Here is a 15,810-nt window from a genome sequence, read left to right as displayed (position 1 = left end):
TAATTCTCGCCGCATGACCCGGATTCACCGTTGTCCCATTACAGAACGCTCCCCGCCGTATCATCCGAAGAGGCTGCGCCCACGACAAAAGGGGCCGGATGCGCAATCGCGTGCGCGTCCGGCCCCTACGTTTAGGAAGCTACGGGCGCGTGTGTCCGGTGCCGCGCAGGATCCACTTGGTGGACGTCAGCTCCGGCAGGGCCATGGGCCCGCGGGCGTGGAGCTTCTGCGTGGAGATGCCGATCTCGGCGCCGAAGCCGAACTGCTCGCCGTCGGTGAAGGCGGTCGAGGCGTTGACGTTGACGGTGGAGGCGTCGACGCGGTCGACGAAGGTCTCGCACACCTCCCAGTCCTTGGCGGCGACGGCCTCGGTGTGGCCGGAGCCGTGGGCGTTGATGTGGTCGGTGGCCTCGATGACGCCGTCGACGATCTTCGCCACGATGTCGAAGGACAGGTACTCGTCGTTCCAGTCCTCGTCGGTGGCGGGGATGACCTCGCCGCCCCACTCGGCCTCGGCCAGGTTGTCGACGTCGCCGTGGACCTTCACGTCCGCGGCGTTCAGCGCGTCGAGGACCTTGCGGATCTTCTCCGCGCCCAGCGCGCGATCGAGCAGCACGCCCTCGGTGGCGTTGCACACCGAGCAGCGCCGGGTCTTGCCGTTGATCAGCATCGCGATGGCCTCGTCGACGTCGGCGGAGCCGTCGATGTAGAGGTGGCAGTTGCCCGTGCCGGTCTCGATGGCCGGCACGGTGGCACCGGTGACCACGGCCTCGATCAGGCCGGCGCCGCCGCGGGGGATGACCACGTCGACCAGCCCGCGGGCGGTGATCAGGTCCTGCACCGAATCATGGGTCTCGCACGGCAGCAGCTGCACCAGGTCCTCGGGGGCACCGTCGGCGGCGAGCACGCCGCGCAGCACCTTCACCAGCGCGGTGTTGGAATTGACGGCGGACTTCGAGCCGCGCAGCAGCGCCACGTTGCCGGACTTCAGCGCCAGACCGAAGGCATCGACGGTGACGTTCGGGCGGGCCTCGTAGACCATGCCCATCACGCCCAGCGGGACGCGGACCTGCGACAGCTTGATGCCGTTGGGCAGGGTGCTGCCGCGCAGCACCTCCCCGACCGGGTCCTGCAGCGCGGCGACCTGGCGCAGGCCGCCGGCGATGCCCTCGATGCGCTCGGCGTCGAGCTTCAGGCGGTCGATGAGGGACTCGTCCAGGCCGCGCTCGCGCCCGGCCTTGATGTCGGCCTCGTTGGCCTCGAGGATCTCCGGGGTCTTCTCCACGAGCGCCTCGGCGGCCGCGAGGAGCAGCCGGTTCTTGCGCTCGGAGGTGTAGCGCGCCAATTCCATGGTGACGTCCTTGGCGCGGCGGGCCTTGTCCAGCACCTCGTCGCGCTCGGCGGCGCGGGCATGGGTGATGGTCTGGTCATTTGTCGCGTCAGTCATACCGACCAGTGTAGGTAAACCCCCGGGGTGGGCTTCAAGTCACCATGCTTCACGACGCCCACGGCACCACGTTTCACCGCGTGCCGGCCGGGCCGTCGTAAAGCACAACCGCCCGGGCCACCGGCGACCGAAAACGTACGGCTAAGCGACGGAGACGTCCGTCCACGGCATCATGGTCTCCACCCACGGGAAGACGACTTCCATGAGCAGGAAGAACAGGCCGACAAGCACCAGCAGCACGACGATGGTCTTAAGCCACGCGGGGCCGGGCAGAACGCCCCACAGGGGTCCGTACATCTACGCCGTCTCCTTCGCTTCGACGCCCGCCAGGGCGCCGTGGACGATCAACCGGTGCGTGTTCGCCCACTGCGGATGGCAGGTGGTGAAGGTGACCATGCTCGCCTCGCCTTGCGGCGTGACCACCTCCGACCGGTCCGGGGTGACGATGTGCCGGCCGGGCACGCCCGGGACGATGGTGCCCTCCGGCACGCAATCGAAGGCCCCCGCCATGACCGCCGATCGTCGGATCCGGCGGGGCGCCGGGTTCGGCCGGCGCCGGGTCGGCCGGGGCGGCGGCGTTCCACTGCGATCGCAGGGCGTCGGCGGCCTGGACCTGGGCCTTGCCACTGGACACGCCCGTTTAACAGAGCCGATAGAAGACGAACAACGCGATGATCACGCCGAACGTGATCAGCAGTTCGCCAAGAGTCCCTGCGATGCGGGACGCCATGCCCCGACTATGCCCCGCGAACGCAAAAATCCCTCAGCGGGCGCTCACGCGCGGGAGGCGTAGCCCGACAGGTAGTCGGCGTGGATCACCGGCTTCTGCATGCCATCAGGCAGCTCCGCGGTGGTGCGGCCGACCATGCCTGCCAGTTCGTCGGAGTCGTAGGCGACCTCGCCGCGGCCGACGATCTCGCCGTTCGGGCCGACGATGTCCACGATGTCGCCCGCCGAGAACTCACCGTCGATGCTGGTCAGGCCGACCGGCAGCAGCGAGCGGCGGTGCTCGGTGACCGCCTGCACGGCACCGGCGTCCAGGCGCAGCACGCCCGTGGCGTCGGCGGCGTAGAGGACCCAGAACTGCCACGCGGACAGGCGGTCCTCCTTCGGCGCGAAGGCGGTGCCCACGTCGGCCTGATCGAGGGCCGCGTCGATGTTCTCCGTCGACGTCAGCAGCACCGGCACGCCGCCGCGCGAGGCCAGGCGGGCCGCCGAGACCTTCGACGCCATGCCGCCGGTGCCCAGCTTTCCGCCGTCGCCGGCGATGACGCCCTTGAGGTCGTTGCCGCTCCACACCTCCGGCACGAACTGCGCGCCCGGCTCGGAGGGGTTGCGGTCGAACAGGCCCTCGACGTCGGACAGCAGCACCAGCGCGTCGCAGAACGCCAGGTGCGACACCAGCGCCGCCAGGCGGTCGTTGTCGCCGAAGCGCATCTCCGACGTGGCCACCGTGTCATTCTCGTTGACGATCGGGATGGCGTGGAGCTGGCGCAGGCGGTCGATGGTGCGCTGGGCGTTGCGGGCGCGCGGGCGGTCGCCGGCGTCGGCCGACGTCAGCAGCACCTGCCCGGTGGTCCGGCCGAAACGGGCGAACGAGCGCGACCATTCCTGGGCCAGGCGCACCTGGCCGACGGCCGCGGCCGCCTGCTTGGTGGCCAGGTCGGTCGGGCGGGTCGACAGACCCAGCGGGCCCATGCCCGAGGCCACGGCGCCGGAGGACACCAGGATCAGGTCGCTGCCCTTGGCCATGCGCTTTTCCAGCGCTTCGGCGATCTCGTCGATCTTCGCGGGGTCCGTGCGGCCATCCGGGCCGGTCAGGGAGGATGACCCGATCTTCACCACGATCCTCTTCGCATCGCGGATGCTGTCGCGGGTGGAGCTGGAGTAAGGCGGGTTCATGGGCCCTTTCGTTTCTTCGTCTTCGGGGGCTTGCTGGTTATTCGGGTTGTTCCGGTCGTCCCGGCCGATCCGGTCGATCCGCCCGGTCAGGCTGACCGGGCCGACCGGGATGGCCGGGATGGCCGGGATGGCCGGGGATTACTGGTAGCGCTCGCGCTCGGCCTGCTCGCCGTCGCCGAAATCGAACTCGTCGATCAGGCCGCGACGGGCCTGCGAGGCGCGCTTGCGCTCTTCGGCGGAAACGCGGTCGGTCGTCTCCAGGCGCTGGTCGGTGCCGCGGCCCGACGGCACGAAGTCGTCGATGCCGGCGGCGGTCTGCGGGTGCCATTCGAAGGTGATGTCGCCGATGGTCACCGGGCAGCCCGGGGTCGCGCCGGCCTTGGCCAGCGCCTCCTCGACGCCCAACTTGGCCAGGCGGTCGCCCAGGAAGCCGACGGCCTCGTCGTTTTCGAAGTCCGTCTGCATGATCCAGCGGCGCGGCTTGCGGCCGACGACGACGAATCCGTCCGGGTCCTCGGGATCGCGCTCGATCTCGAACTCCTGGGGGCGGCCGCGGCGGCCGACGGCCTTGGGCACGATGACCGCGGGCTTCTCTTCCTTCTTCGCGGGGTTGTCCTTGCGGTACGTGGCCACGGCCTCGGACAGGCCGTAGGTCAGTTCCTTCAGGCCCTCGCGCGTGGCGGTGGAGATGCCGAAGATCGGCCAGCCGAACTCCTCGAGTTCCTCGCGCATGAACTCGGCCATCTCCTTGGCCTCGGGCACGTCGAGCTTGTTCAGCACGATCACGCGGGGCCGCTCGGCCAGGTCGCCCAGGCCGATGTCGCCGGCGAGCTCGGACTCGTAGTTGGCAAGCTCGTGCTCCAGCGCCTTGATGTCATCGACGGGGTTGCGGTCGGACTCGTAGGTCGCGCAGTCGACCACGTGGGCCAGGACGGCGCACCGCTCGATGTGGCGCAGGAAGTCCAGGCCCAGGCCGCGGCCCTCGGACGCGCCGGGGATCAGGCCCGGAACATCGGCGATGGTGAAGGACTCGTGACCGACGTTGACCACGCCCAGGTTCGGCTGAAGCGTGGTGAACGGGTAGTCGCCGATCTTCGGCTTGGCCGCCGACAGGGCGGAGACCAGCGAGGACTTGCCGGCGGACGGGAAGCCCACCAGGCCGACGTCGGCCATCGACTTCAGTTCGAGGACGAGGTCCTTCTCCTCGCCCGGCTCGCCGAGCAGGGCGAAGCCGGGGGCCTTGCGGGCGCGCGACGCCAGCGCCGCGTTGCCCAGGCCGCCGTAGCCGCCCTCGGCCGCGACGAAGCGGGTGCCCTTGCCGGTGAGGTCGGCCAGGACCTCGCCGTCGGTGGTCATGACGACCGTGCCTTCCGGCACCTCCAGGATCAGGTCCTGCCCGCGGGCGCCGTTGCGGTGGTCGCCGGCGCCGGGACGGCCCTTTTCGGCCTTGATGTGCGGGTGGAAGTGGAAGTCCATCAGCGTGTGGACCTGGGGCGAAACTTCGAGCACGATGTCGCCGCCGTGCCCTCCGTTGCCGCCGTCGGGCCCGCCGAGGGGCTTGAACTTTTCGCGCAGGACGGAACTGCAGCCGTGGCCGCCGTCGCCCGCCTGCAGGTGCAGGACGACGCGATCGATGAACCGTGACATGGGGCCTCATTCCTGGGAGTGCTGTGGACGGGGGCCTCGTCCGTGCGGCGTCCATCATGGATTCCGCGTCGTTTCGGGGCTGTTTCCGGTGCCAATGCGACGCCGATTCCGGGCACGCGAAAGCCGGGCCCGACTGATCGGACCCCCGCATAACCCATGATTGTCGCACAATCGGGCCGCCAACCCGAATGATCCGGGGTGGATCGTGAGAAGTTCAACGTCGCCCGCGACCTGCGATGCAGATCACTTCGGCGTCCGAATCACCTCCCCCACCTTTGCTTTGCGACGCCCACGGCCCCGCCGTCCGTCGTGTGGGGGCCGTTTCGGCGGGGGCGCGGGGACGTCGCCGAGCGGGGCGCGAAGCGTTCGAACGGGCGAATCCGGGTGCCGTGCTTAAGTGGGGGCATGACCGCCGGTGATCAGACCCAGCCCACATCTCCCTCGACCGACGGGGCCCTCGGGCCCGCGACGCGCGCGGAGGCCGATGAGCTGTTGCAGGGGCTCGCCGGGCCGGGGACGTCGCTGCGCGACGACCAGTGGACGGCGATCGACGCGCTGGTCAACCGGCGCGAGCGGCTGCTGGTGGTGCAGCGCACCGGCTGGGGCAAGTCGGCGGTGTATTTCATCGCGGCGAAGCTGCTGCGCAGGCGCGGGCGCGGGGCCAGCGTGATCATTTCGCCGCTGCTGGCGCTGATGCGCAACCAGGTGGCGGCGGCGCGGCGGGCGGGCATCCGGGCGGAGACCGTCAACAGCGCCAACATGACGGAATGGGACGACATCCAGCGGCGCGTCGCCGGCGGCGAGGTCGATGTGCTGCTGGTGTCGCCCGAGCGCCTGAACAACCCGCAGTTCCGCGACGACGTGCTGCCGTCGCTGGCGCGGGCGGCGGGCATGGTCGTCGTCGACGAGGCTCATTGCATTTCCGACTGGGGGCATGACTTCCGGCCCGACTACCGGCGCATCCGCGACCTGCTGGCCGGGCTCGGGGCGGGCGTGCCGGTGCTGGCGACGACGGCGACGGCCAACGACCGCGTGGTCGAGGACGTGCGCTCCCAGCTCGGCGACGGCACCGGGGTGCTGCGCGGCGGCCTGGACCGCGAATCGCTGAGGCTCAACGTGGTGCGGCTGCGGGATACGACGAAGCGGCCGGCGTGGCTGGCGTCGCATCTGCGGGAGCTGCCGGGGTCGGGCATCATCTATTGCCTGACGGTGGCGGCCGCGGAGGATCTGGCGGAGGCGCTGACCGCCGCAGGTTACGAGGTCGCCGCGTACACCGGGCGCACCGATGCCGCCGAACGTGAGCGGCTGGAGGCGGCGCTGCTGGACAACGAGGTCAAGGCGCTGGTGGCCACGTCGGCGCTGGGGATGGGCTTCGACAAGCCCGACCTGGGGTTCGTGGTGCACATGGGCGCGCCGGGGTCGCCGATCTCGTATTACCAGCAGATCGGCCGTGCCGGCCGCGGCACCGACCGGGCGGAGGTCGTGCTGTTGCCGGGTGCGGAGGACCGCGACATCTGGGAATACTTCGCCTCGCTGTCTTTCCCGGCGGAGGACGTGGTGCGGTCGTTGCTCGCGGAGCTGGAGACCTACGGTGACCAGCCCGCCTCCACCGCCCGGCTGGAGACGGCGGTGGATCTGTCGAGGTCCCGGTTGGATCAGGTGCTCAAGGTCCTCGACGTCGATGGGGCCGTGCGCCGCGTGCGGGGCGGCTGGGTCGCCACCGGCGCGCCGTGGGAGTACGACGCCGCCCGCTACGGCGGTCTGGCCGAGGCGCGCAAGGCCGAGCAGAACGCGATGATCGCCTACGAGCGGCTCGGTGACGGCGCGGCGGCGGGCGGCACGACCGAAGATGCCGCAGGTACGAACGGCGGGCCCGGAGATGGCGCGGCTGCGGGAGGTGCGGGGGCGTCGTCAAGCAACCGCTCCCCCGAGCCCGACGCGTGCCGCATGTTGTTCCTGCGCCGCCAGCTCGACGACCCGACGGCGACTGGCCCGTGCGGGCGCTGCGACAACTGCACCGGTCGCGACCTGTCCCCCGACGTCGACGCGAGCGTCGATGACGTGGTGCGGGCGCGGCTGACCGAACCCGGCGTGCGCATCCCCGCTCGCAAGCAATGGCCGACGGGGCTGGACCGCCTGATGGCCGGCGGCCACGGGCACGGGCGCGCCGGGGCGACGCTCGGGGCGACGGGGCTGCGGGTGCCGCTGAAGGGCAAGATCCACGGCATCAGCGAAGGCCGGGCCCTGGGCCGTCTCAACGACATCGCCCGCGGCCCGGCGCTGACGCAGCTGCTCGCCGACGCGTCGTGGCGCCCCGACGCCTCCCGATGGAAGCAGGACCGGACGCTGCGCAGCGTGGTCGAGGTGCTCGCCGGCTGGGACTGGGACGTGCGGCCCGACACCGTGGTGGCGTTGGTGACGCATGCCGTCGTCGATGCCTCGGCGGGCGCAGCTCTCGAAGCCGGGTCCCCGGCGCATGGTTCGGCACTCGACGAGATGGTCGTCGCCTGCGCCATCGCCGTGTCCGACATCGGGCGCATGGCCTTCGGCGGCGTGCTCCCGGTTCGCGACGGGTCCCGCCCGGTCGACGCACAGAACTCCGCCTACCGCGTGGCGGGGCTCGCCGACCGGTGGGATTGGGCGGCGATCGGGGACATCGAGCTCGGCGACGGACCGATCCTGTTGGTCACCGACTGCATCGACACCGGCTGGTCGATCACGCTGGCCGCCGCCGCGCTGGCTTCGGCCACCGGCCGCGACGTCCTGCCCCTGGCGCTGGCCGCGCGCGGTTAGTTCAGCGTCGGCGCCGACCCCGCGAGCGTGCAGCCGCAAAGCGAAGAACCCCCGCCCACCGGAACCACGAGATCACGATACGGCCCCTGGAACACGATCTCGTCGAATGCGCAGCCCACCCGAACCAGGAGATCGCGATACGGCTCCTGGAACACGATCTCGTCGAATATGCAGCCCACCGCCGGGCCCTCGCCCCGGCCCCACGCCCACACCCGCCCCGGACCCCGCGCACGCGAAAGCGCCGCACCTCCCAAGGGGAAGTGCGGCGCTGCCGGTGTCGTGGGCGCCGACGCGACGAATCGCGCGCGGCGGACCGGGAAGCTTACGCCTCGGCGGTCTCGGCCTCGACGATGTTGACGGTGCGCTTGTTGCGCTTGGTGCCGAACTGGACGGCGCCGGCCTTCAGGGCGAAGAGCGTGTCGTCGCCGCCACGGCCAACGTTCTCACCGGGGTGGAACGAGGTGCCGCGCTGGCGGACCAGGATCTCGCCGGCCTTGACCTGCTGGCCGCCGAAACGCTTCACGCCGAGGCGCTTGGCCTCGGAGTCGCGGCCGTTGCTGGTGCTGGATGCACCCTTCTTGGAAGCCATGATTCCTCCTTAAGGAAAAGCTTGTTTCGGTGGCTTACTTGGAAACGCCGGTGATCTTCAGGACCGTCAGCGGCTGACGGTGACCGAAGCGACGCTTGTAGCCGGTCTTGTTCTTGTAGTGCATGCCGCGGATCTTCGGGCCCTTGGCGGCCTCGACGATCTCGGCGTTCACGGTGATCTTGGCAAGCTTCTCGGCGTCGGAGGTGACGTCGGAGCCGTCGACGAGCAGAACCGGGGTGAGAGCCACGGTGGAACCCGGCTCACCCTCGATCTTCTCGACCTTGACGAGGTCACCTTCGGCAACCTTGTACTGCTTGCCGCCGGTCTTGACGATCGCGTACATAGGAGGGCTACCCCTTTTTCGTTTACTCGACTCGAGGGACGCAAATCCCTCGACGTGGACAGTTTCTTCTGCGTTCAGCGGCGGGCCTCATGGCTCGTTGTCGCGGGTATCCGCGCGCACCCGGCAAGGGCTCGATTCGGGCATGCCCGATACGCCTCTGAACAGCGACTGGTCAAGACTAGCGAATCGCCCCCGCAAATGACAAACCGCGCCATGCCCACAACCCCGGCACTCCCCGAAGTTCCGGGCATCGTCGGCCATGTCGGATTCTACGCCAACCACATGCGCCACAGCGTTAACACGCGGGCATGGGAAACGGCCCCCTCCCCCGCGACGGTGATCGCGGGGTCGGGGGCCGTTTCGGTCATCGCAGGGCCACCGGTTCCGGGTGGTTCGGCTATCCGCGCGAGACCCTGCGGACGGCGCGTCGGCGTCCCCGGCGGGGCTTCTGGCCGGCGTCGTCCTGCTTTGCGACGCTTCCGTCCGCACCTTCGCCCTTCGGTGCCGAAGACTGCGCCTTCTTGGACGCCGCCTTCTTCGGCGCGTTCTTCTTCGCTGCGGACTTGTCCGACTGGCCCGAATCGGCGGCACCGGATTCGGCACCGGCCTGCGAGGTCACGCGGCGCACCGCGCGGCGGCGGCCACGGCGGCGGGCCGGACGCTCCGACTCGCCCGAAAACGAGGCGGACGAGGTGGAAGCCGCGGAATCGGATGCAGCCGCCTTCTCCGGGGTCGCCTTCGGCGCATCCGCGGGCATCGCCGGGGCGTCGTCCTTGCCACCGGAGTTCTTCGGCGCCGCGGTCTTCTTGGCGGAGCGCTTCCTGCCGGAATTCTTGTCGTCGGAGCTCTTCTGCCCGGAGCCCTTCCGATCAGCGTTCTTCTGGTCAGTGCCCTTCTCGTCACTGCCCTTCTGGTCAGAACTCTTCTCGTTCGAACCCTTCGCATCGGACGCCGGCTGACCGAAGTCCTCCGGCTTCGGCGCATGATCCGAGCGCGATCGGCCGCGCGTCGGGCGATTGCGGCGCGGCGACTTCTCGAACGCCGCCAGCGCCTCCTCGTACGTCCCCGGCTCGGCGGGTGCCTCGTCGGCGCCCTTCACCGGCTTCGACTCGACGGAAACGGTGCGGTCCGGCGTGTCCGACACCTCGGTGCGCTGCTCCCGGCCCGAGCCACGGTTACCACGCCCCGCATCCTTCCGGCCCGAGTCCTCCCGGTCCGATTCTTCCCGGCCCGAATCCTCGCGGCCCGAATCCTCGCGGCCGGCCTCGTCCTGCGTCGCCTGCCCGGCGTGCACCACGCGGCGACGGCGACGGCGGCGCGCCGAACGCGACACGTAGCGGTCGTCCGACGGCTCGTCCGGATCCTTGTCGCGCGCCTCGGCCACCGCGTTGGCGGCCACGCGAGCCAGGGCGTCCCCGACGTCGGCGTGCTCCTCGCGGTTGCCACGGGACGCTTCACGACGACGCTCGCCGGAATCCTCCGTGGAGCGCTCATCCGCGCCACGGCGCTGGCCCTCATCGGAGCCCGGCCGCGACGATGCACGGCGACGGCCACGGCGGCGCGGCGGACGCGACTCCTCGGCCTCGGCGCGGTTCACCGACTCATCGACGGCGCGGTCCTCGGCCGACATCGGCTCATCGGCGGCGTCGTGATCGCGGCGGTCGTCACGGTTCCGGTCATCACGACGTCGCTCATCACGACGCTGGTCGTCACCGCGCTGGTCGTCACGGTTCCGATCATCGCTGCGCTGATCGTCGCGGCGCTGCTCGTCGCCACTGCGGCCCTCGCCGCCACGACGCGAACCCCGGCGCCCACGACGGCGGGACCGGCCGCCGGACTGCTCGCGATCGCCGGAACCGGCACCACGCGAGCCGTCGTCAAGCCGGGTATTCGTGCCCTGCTCGTCGGCGAAATCCTTCGTCGACGCCGACTGATCCGACCGGTGATCGTCCTCGTGGCCGTGCTTGTGGTCGTCCTTGTGATCATCATCGTGATCGCCGCGGCGCATCGCCTCGGCGACCGGGTGCTTCGGCGGTGCCTGGGTACGGCGGCCACGCGGACGGCCGCGCTGCGGCTCATGCTCGTGATCGACCGGATCGACGTGGATGACGAGCCCGCGGCCATCGCAGGCCTCACACGTGGTGGAGAACGTCTCCAGCAGACCCGTGCCCAGACGCTTGCGCGTCATCTGGACCAGACCCAGCGACGTCACCTCCGACACCTCATGGCGCGTGCGATCCCGGCCCAGTGCCTCCTTCAGGCGGCGCAGCACCAGATCCTGATTCTCCGGCAGAACCATGTCGATGAAGTCGACGACGATCATCCCGCCCAAGTCGCGCAGGCGCATCTGGCGGACGATCTCCTCCGCGGCCTCGAGGTTGTTGCGGGTGACCGTCTCCTCCAGGTTGCCGCCGGCACCGGTGAACTTGCCGGTGTTGACGTCGACGACGGTCATGGCCTCGGTGCGCTCGATGATCAGCGTGCCGCCCGACGGCAGCCACACCTTGCGGTCCAGCGCCTTCGCCAGCTGCTCGTCGATGCGGTGGTGGGCGAAGACGTCCTCGCCGCCGTGCTGCTCCGGACGGTAGCGCTGCAGACGGTCGGCCAGATCCGGCGCGACCTCGTCGACGTAGGAGCGCACGATGCCCCACGCCTTGTCGCCCTCGACGACCAGGCGCGAGAAATCCTCGTTGAACAAGTCGCGGACGACCTTGATCAACATGTTCGGCTCTTCGTACATCGTCTCCGGCTTGGCGCCCTTGCGGGCCTTCGCCTCACCGGCACGCTTGTCGATGTCCTGCCACAGTCCCTCGAGGCGCTGCACGTCGGCCTCGATGGCGTCCTTGGACACGCCCTCCGCGGCGGTGCGGATGATCGTGCCCGACCCCGACGGCGTGACCTCCTTGAGGATCTCCTTCAAACGCTTGCGCTCCGGCTCCGGCAGCTTGCGCGAAATGCCGGCGCTGTGGCCGCCGGGGACGTAGACCAGGAACCGGCCGGCCAACGAAATCTGCATGGACAGGCGGGCGCCCTTGTGGCCCAGCGGATCCTTCGTCGCCTGCACCAGCACCTGATCGCCGGCCTTGAGCGCATGCTCGATGCGCCGCGAACGCCCGGACGACCCGAAGGCCCGCCAGTTGACGTCCGCCGAGTACAGCACGCCGTTGCGGTCGGTGCCGATGTCGATGAACGCGGCCTCCATGCTCGGCAGCACGTTCTGCACGCGGCCGAGGTAGATGTCGCCGATGATCGACGTCTGCGTGTCCGAGGTGACGAAGTGCTCCACCAGCAGATCGTCCTCCAGCACGCCGACCTGCGTGACCATGCCGTTGCCGTCGTGGCGGCGGCGCTCACGCACCACCATCGTGCGCTCGACGGACTCGCGGCGGGCCAGGAACTCGGCCTCGGAGATCACGTGGCGCTTGCGGGACTCCGCGCGGCGATCGGCGCGGCGGCGGCGCTGGGCCTCCAGGCGGGTCGAGCCCTTGATGGCCACCGGCTCGTCGACGACCGCCACCTCGGGCTCGTCATCGTCCTGGGCGGCGTCGGTGTTGCGGTCCTGCTTGGCCGGCTGGTTGCGGTCGTCGTGCTTGGCGACGCCTCGATCGCCGTTGCCCGAATCCGACCCGGAACCGGACTTGGCGTCGGACGCGTCCCCGCCATCACCATTGCCCGAGCCGTCGCCCGAACCGTCCTGGGCACCGCGGCCACGGCCACGGCCGCGACGGCGGCGGCGCGGGCGCGGCTCACGGGAACCCTGGTCGTCGGAGCCGCGGCCGCCGCCGGTGCGGTCGCCGTCGGAATCGGCGTCGTTGTCGTGATCGTCGTGGTCGTCGGCGGAGTCGTCCACCGCTTCGGCGATGGCGTCGGCCGATGCGTCGGAGGTGTCGGCGGAGACCACGGTCACCGGCTCGGGGGCCATGAACACCGGGATGGCGAACGTCGGCTCCGCCGGCGGCGGGGTGATCGGCGGGACGACCTCGACGAGGGGATCGTCCTCGGTGAGATCGGAGGACGTGCCGGCCGAGGTATCGGCGGCGGCCTCCGCGATGGGCTCGGCGACGTCGACGTCATCGGCCTTCTTCGCGGGCGCTGCGGCCTTGGACACGGTCCGCTTGACGGCGCGACGCGAACGCGAACGGCGGGTGGCCTTCTTCGGCTCCGCGTCGTCGCCCTCGCCCTTCGCGGTGGTCTTCGCGGTGGGCTCAGTCGCGGCGGTGGTCCCGGCGGTCTCGGCGACCTCGGGGGTCTCGGGAACGTCGGGGGCCTCGGCGACGATGGTCTCGGCGACGTCGACGTCATCGGCCTTCTTCGCAGGGGCAGCCTTCTTGCCGGCGGTGCGCTTGGCCGTGCGCTTCGTGGACTTCTTGGCGGACTCGTTCTTGGCCGCGCCCGTCGGCTCCCCGGCCTTCTCCTTCTCACCGGCCGTCTCGACGGCGGCCGCCGGGACGTCGTCACGCTTCCCCTGCCCGGCAACGGCATCGAGGAAACGATCCCGATCGGCGGCGACCACGGTCGACGACGCCGACTTCACGGACACGCCCAATTCCCCGAGCGCGGCGATCAATTCCTTCGACGTGACGCCCACGGCCTTCGCCAGGGCATGCACGCGCATCCTGTCCGGAGCCGATGCGCGATCGAAATCACGGGCATTCGACACGGTGTTGTCGCTGAAATTCAGCACGATATGCGGTTCTCCTTGAAGCCGCCGGGCCCACGCGCCGACCTGCGGAAACTTCGCGCAGATCCGGGGGCCGCCGAGGCGGCGATCGTCGTTTTTCTTAAGTCGGTTGTCATACGCGGCGTTCTGCGGTCAACGTCGTTCCATTCAATCGCGGAGCGAACGCGGCGTACGCGCCCCATTGTCGCACACGCGCCGCCCCCGTGCCGCCATCCGCACGCCCCGAATACGCGAAAACCGGCTCCCCGCACTGTGATGCGGGAAGCCGGCGCGTCAACCGCCCGGACGGCGGCGGTGAAACCGTGACTTAGAGGTTCGGGAACCAGATGGAGATCTCGCGCTCGGCGGACTCCGGGGAGTCGGAACCGTGCACGATGTTCTCGGCCACCTCGAGGGCGAAGTCGCCGCGGATGGAACCCGGGGTGGCGGCCTCGACGGGGTTGGTGCCGCCGGCCAGCTGGCGCCACGCGGCGATGGCGTTCGGGCCCTCGACCACGCCGGCGACCAGCGGGGCGGAGGTGATGAAGTCGACGAGCTCGCCGTAGAACGGGCGCTCCTTGTGCTCGGCGTAGTGCTCCTCGGCGGCGGCCTTGTCGGCGACGCGGAGGTCCATGGCCACGAGCTTCAGGCCCTTGCGCTCGATGCGGGAGATAACCTCGCCGACGAGGCCGCGGCGGACGCCGTCGGGCTTGATCAGAATCAGAGTGCGTTCGGTCATGCAGGGAAGCATACTTGCCGCCCTCCGGGCATGCGCACCTGCGTCAAGTGACCCCCGTCACCCGGCGGCCGTACCCTGTGCACCATGCCCGACGACACGTCCCACCCGGCCCTGGTCTGGTTCCGCGAGGACCTTCGCACCACCGGCCACGCCGCCCTGGCCCGCGCCGCCGAATGCGGCCCCGTCGTCGGCCTGTACGTCGCGGAGCAATTGCCGGCCGGAGAGACCGCGACGGACGAGCCCGGCTCCCCTCCCCTGGGTCCGCGCCCGCTGGGCGGCGCCGCGAAGTGGTGGCTGCACCACAGCCTTCATGCGCTTGCCGACGACCTCGCCGGGTACGGAATCGAGCTGCACGTGGCAGCCGGCGATCCGCGCGACATCGTGCCCGCGATGGCCGCGGAGCTCGACGCCGTCACGGTCACGTGGCACCGCCGCTACGCCCCGGGTGCCCGGGCCCTCGACGCGCAAATCAAGGCCGTCCTGCCCTCCGCGTCGTCGCACCCCGGCCACCTGCTCAACGAGCCGTGGGACGTGGCCACGAAACAGGGTCACCCGTACAAGGTCTTCACGCCCTTCAGCCGCGCCGCCATCGACAATCTGGGCGCGGTGGAGGTCTCGGCGATGGATGAGGCGGACGCCGCGGAGGTCGTGGCGGACACGGCGCCGGACGCCGACTCCGTCGCCTCTCCGGACGCGCCGCGGCTCCGCGGGCGCGGCGTATCGAGCGACGACCTGCGCTCCACCCACGCGGCCATAGACGCGCTCGCGCTGACGCCGGATCATCCCTCCCGCGACGAACCGGATTGGGCCGCCGACTTCGGCCGCCACTGGACGCCGGGAGAAAAGGGCGCGCGCGAACGCCTCGCCGGATTCATCGGGCGCCTCGCCGAGGGCCCCTCCCCGGCCGATCGCCGTGCCTCCGTCGACGATCTCGAGCACCGCTACGCCACCGGCCGCGACTACATGGCCCTCGACGCCACGAGCCGACTGTCGCCGCACCTGCGTTTCGGCGAGATCAGCCCGCGACAGGCCTGGGACGCCATCACCGGGGCCATCGACGCCGGCGAAGTGCCCGCCACCGACGGCGAATCCTTCCTGCGGCAGCTGCTGTGGCGCGACTTCGCCTGGCACCGCCGGTTCCACTTGCCGCATCTGGACGCCGCCAACACCCGCACCGCATTCGACGCCTTCCCCTGGGCCTGGTTGCCCGGGGAGCCCGACGCCGCTCGAGAGGCGGAGATCCGCGACGCGTTGTCCGCCTGGCGGCGCGGGACCACCGGCTTCGGCCTCGTCGATGCCGGCATGCGCGAGCTGTGGGTCACCGGCCACATGCACAACCGGGTGCGCATGCTCGTGGGATCGCTGCTGACCAAGAACTTCGGCATCCACTGGCGCCACGGCGAGGAATGGTTCTGGGACACGCTCGTCGACGCCGACGAAGCGAGCAACCCGTTCAATTGGCAGTGGGTCGCGGGCTCCGGCGATGACGCCGCGCCGTACTTCCGCATCTTCAACCCGGAATCGCAGGCCACCCGCTTTGACCCGACGGCGGCGTACATCCGGCGGTGGGTGCCCGAGTTCGGCACGCCCGCCCACCCCGCCCCGATGGTCGACCTGCGCGAATCCCGGGCGGCTGCGCTGGCGGCGTACGACATGACGAAAAACGCCGGATAGCCGACGGCCTCGCGGG

Annotated in this window: 10 protein-coding genes and 1 pseudogene; 2 read left to right on the top strand and 9 right to left on the bottom strand. The window is 70.4% G+C overall.

Going from position 1 to position 15,810, the window contains the following annotated elements; genetic code table 11:
- Positions 1 to 139 precede the first annotated feature (139 nt).
- The 5 genes from CX1_RS04300 to obgE form a co-directional block, all read right to left on the bottom strand.
- Positions 140 to 1,447: a glutamate-5-semialdehyde dehydrogenase gene (locus CX1_RS04300; RefSeq protein WP_046651406.1), complete on the bottom strand. Its 1,308-nt coding sequence runs from the start codon at positions 1,445 to 1,447 to the stop codon at positions 140 to 142.
- Between the two features lie 141 nt (positions 1,448 to 1,588).
- Complete coding sequence (locus CX1_RS12505) at positions 1,589 to 1,744, bottom strand: hypothetical protein (RefSeq protein ID WP_046651407.1); 156 nt, start codon at positions 1,742 to 1,744, stop codon at positions 1,589 to 1,591.
- Complete coding sequence (locus CX1_RS12780) at positions 1,745 to 1,957, bottom strand: sortase domain-containing protein (protein ID WP_060925320.1); 213 nt, start codon at positions 1,955 to 1,957, stop codon at positions 1,745 to 1,747.
- A 264-nt stretch (positions 1,958 to 2,221) separates the two neighbouring features.
- Positions 2,222 to 3,349, bottom strand: a complete 1,128-nt coding sequence (gene proB / locus CX1_RS04290; protein ID WP_046651408.1) for a glutamate 5-kinase — start codon at positions 3,347 to 3,349, stop codon at positions 2,222 to 2,224.
- 138 nt (positions 3,350 to 3,487) lie between these two features.
- Entirely contained in the window at positions 3,488 to 4,996 is a 1,509-nt protein-coding gene (gene obgE / locus CX1_RS04285) for a GTPase ObgE (protein ID WP_046651409.1), read from the bottom strand.
- A gap of 405 nt (positions 4,997 to 5,401) precedes the next feature.
- Between obgE and CX1_RS12875 the strand changes: the two are divergent.
- Positions 5,402 to 7,165 (top strand): annotated as a pseudogene (locus tag CX1_RS12875) (RecQ family ATP-dependent DNA helicase); the annotation flags it as partial.
- Between the two features lie 946 nt (positions 7,166 to 8,111).
- Here the strand turns inward: CX1_RS12875 and rpmA are convergent.
- The 4 genes from rpmA to ndk form a co-directional block, all read right to left on the bottom strand.
- On the bottom strand, positions 8,112 to 8,378 hold the full coding sequence (gene rpmA, locus CX1_RS04270; RefSeq protein WP_046650489.1) for a 50S ribosomal protein L27: 267 nt from the start codon (positions 8,376 to 8,378) through the stop codon (positions 8,112 to 8,114).
- A 34-nt stretch (positions 8,379 to 8,412) separates the two neighbouring features.
- A complete protein-coding gene (gene rplU / locus CX1_RS04265; RefSeq protein ID WP_046650490.1) occupies positions 8,413 to 8,721 on the bottom strand; it encodes a 50S ribosomal protein L21 in 309 nt (102 codons plus the stop codon).
- A gap of 397 nt (positions 8,722 to 9,118) precedes the next feature.
- Entirely contained in the window at positions 9,119 to 13,405 is a 4,287-nt protein-coding gene (locus tag CX1_RS04260) for a translation initiation factor IF-2 N-terminal domain-containing protein (RefSeq protein WP_060925318.1), read from the bottom strand.
- A gap of 304 nt (positions 13,406 to 13,709) precedes the next feature.
- The gene (ndk, locus tag CX1_RS04255; RefSeq protein WP_046650491.1) at positions 13,710 to 14,120 is read right to left on the bottom strand and encodes a nucleoside-diphosphate kinase; all 411 of its coding nucleotides are present in this window, start codon (positions 14,118 to 14,120) and stop codon (positions 13,710 to 13,712) included.
- Positions 14,121 to 14,204: 84 nt separating this feature from the next.
- Between ndk and CX1_RS04250 the strand changes: the two genes are divergently transcribed.
- Positions 14,205 to 15,794, top strand: a complete 1,590-nt coding sequence (locus tag CX1_RS04250) for a cryptochrome/photolyase family protein (RefSeq protein ID WP_046650492.1) — start codon at positions 14,205 to 14,207, stop codon at positions 15,792 to 15,794.
- Positions 15,795 to 15,810: the final 16 nt, after the last annotated feature.

This window comes from Corynebacterium xerosis NBRC 16721 = ATCC 373 (assembly GCF_001552415.1).
Taxonomy (GTDB): Bacteria; Actinomycetota; Actinomycetes; order Mycobacteriales; family Mycobacteriaceae; genus Corynebacterium; species Corynebacterium xerosis.
The sequence above is the reverse complement of the archived record's forward strand: the minus strand, read 5'-3'. Positions and strand labels throughout refer to the sequence as shown.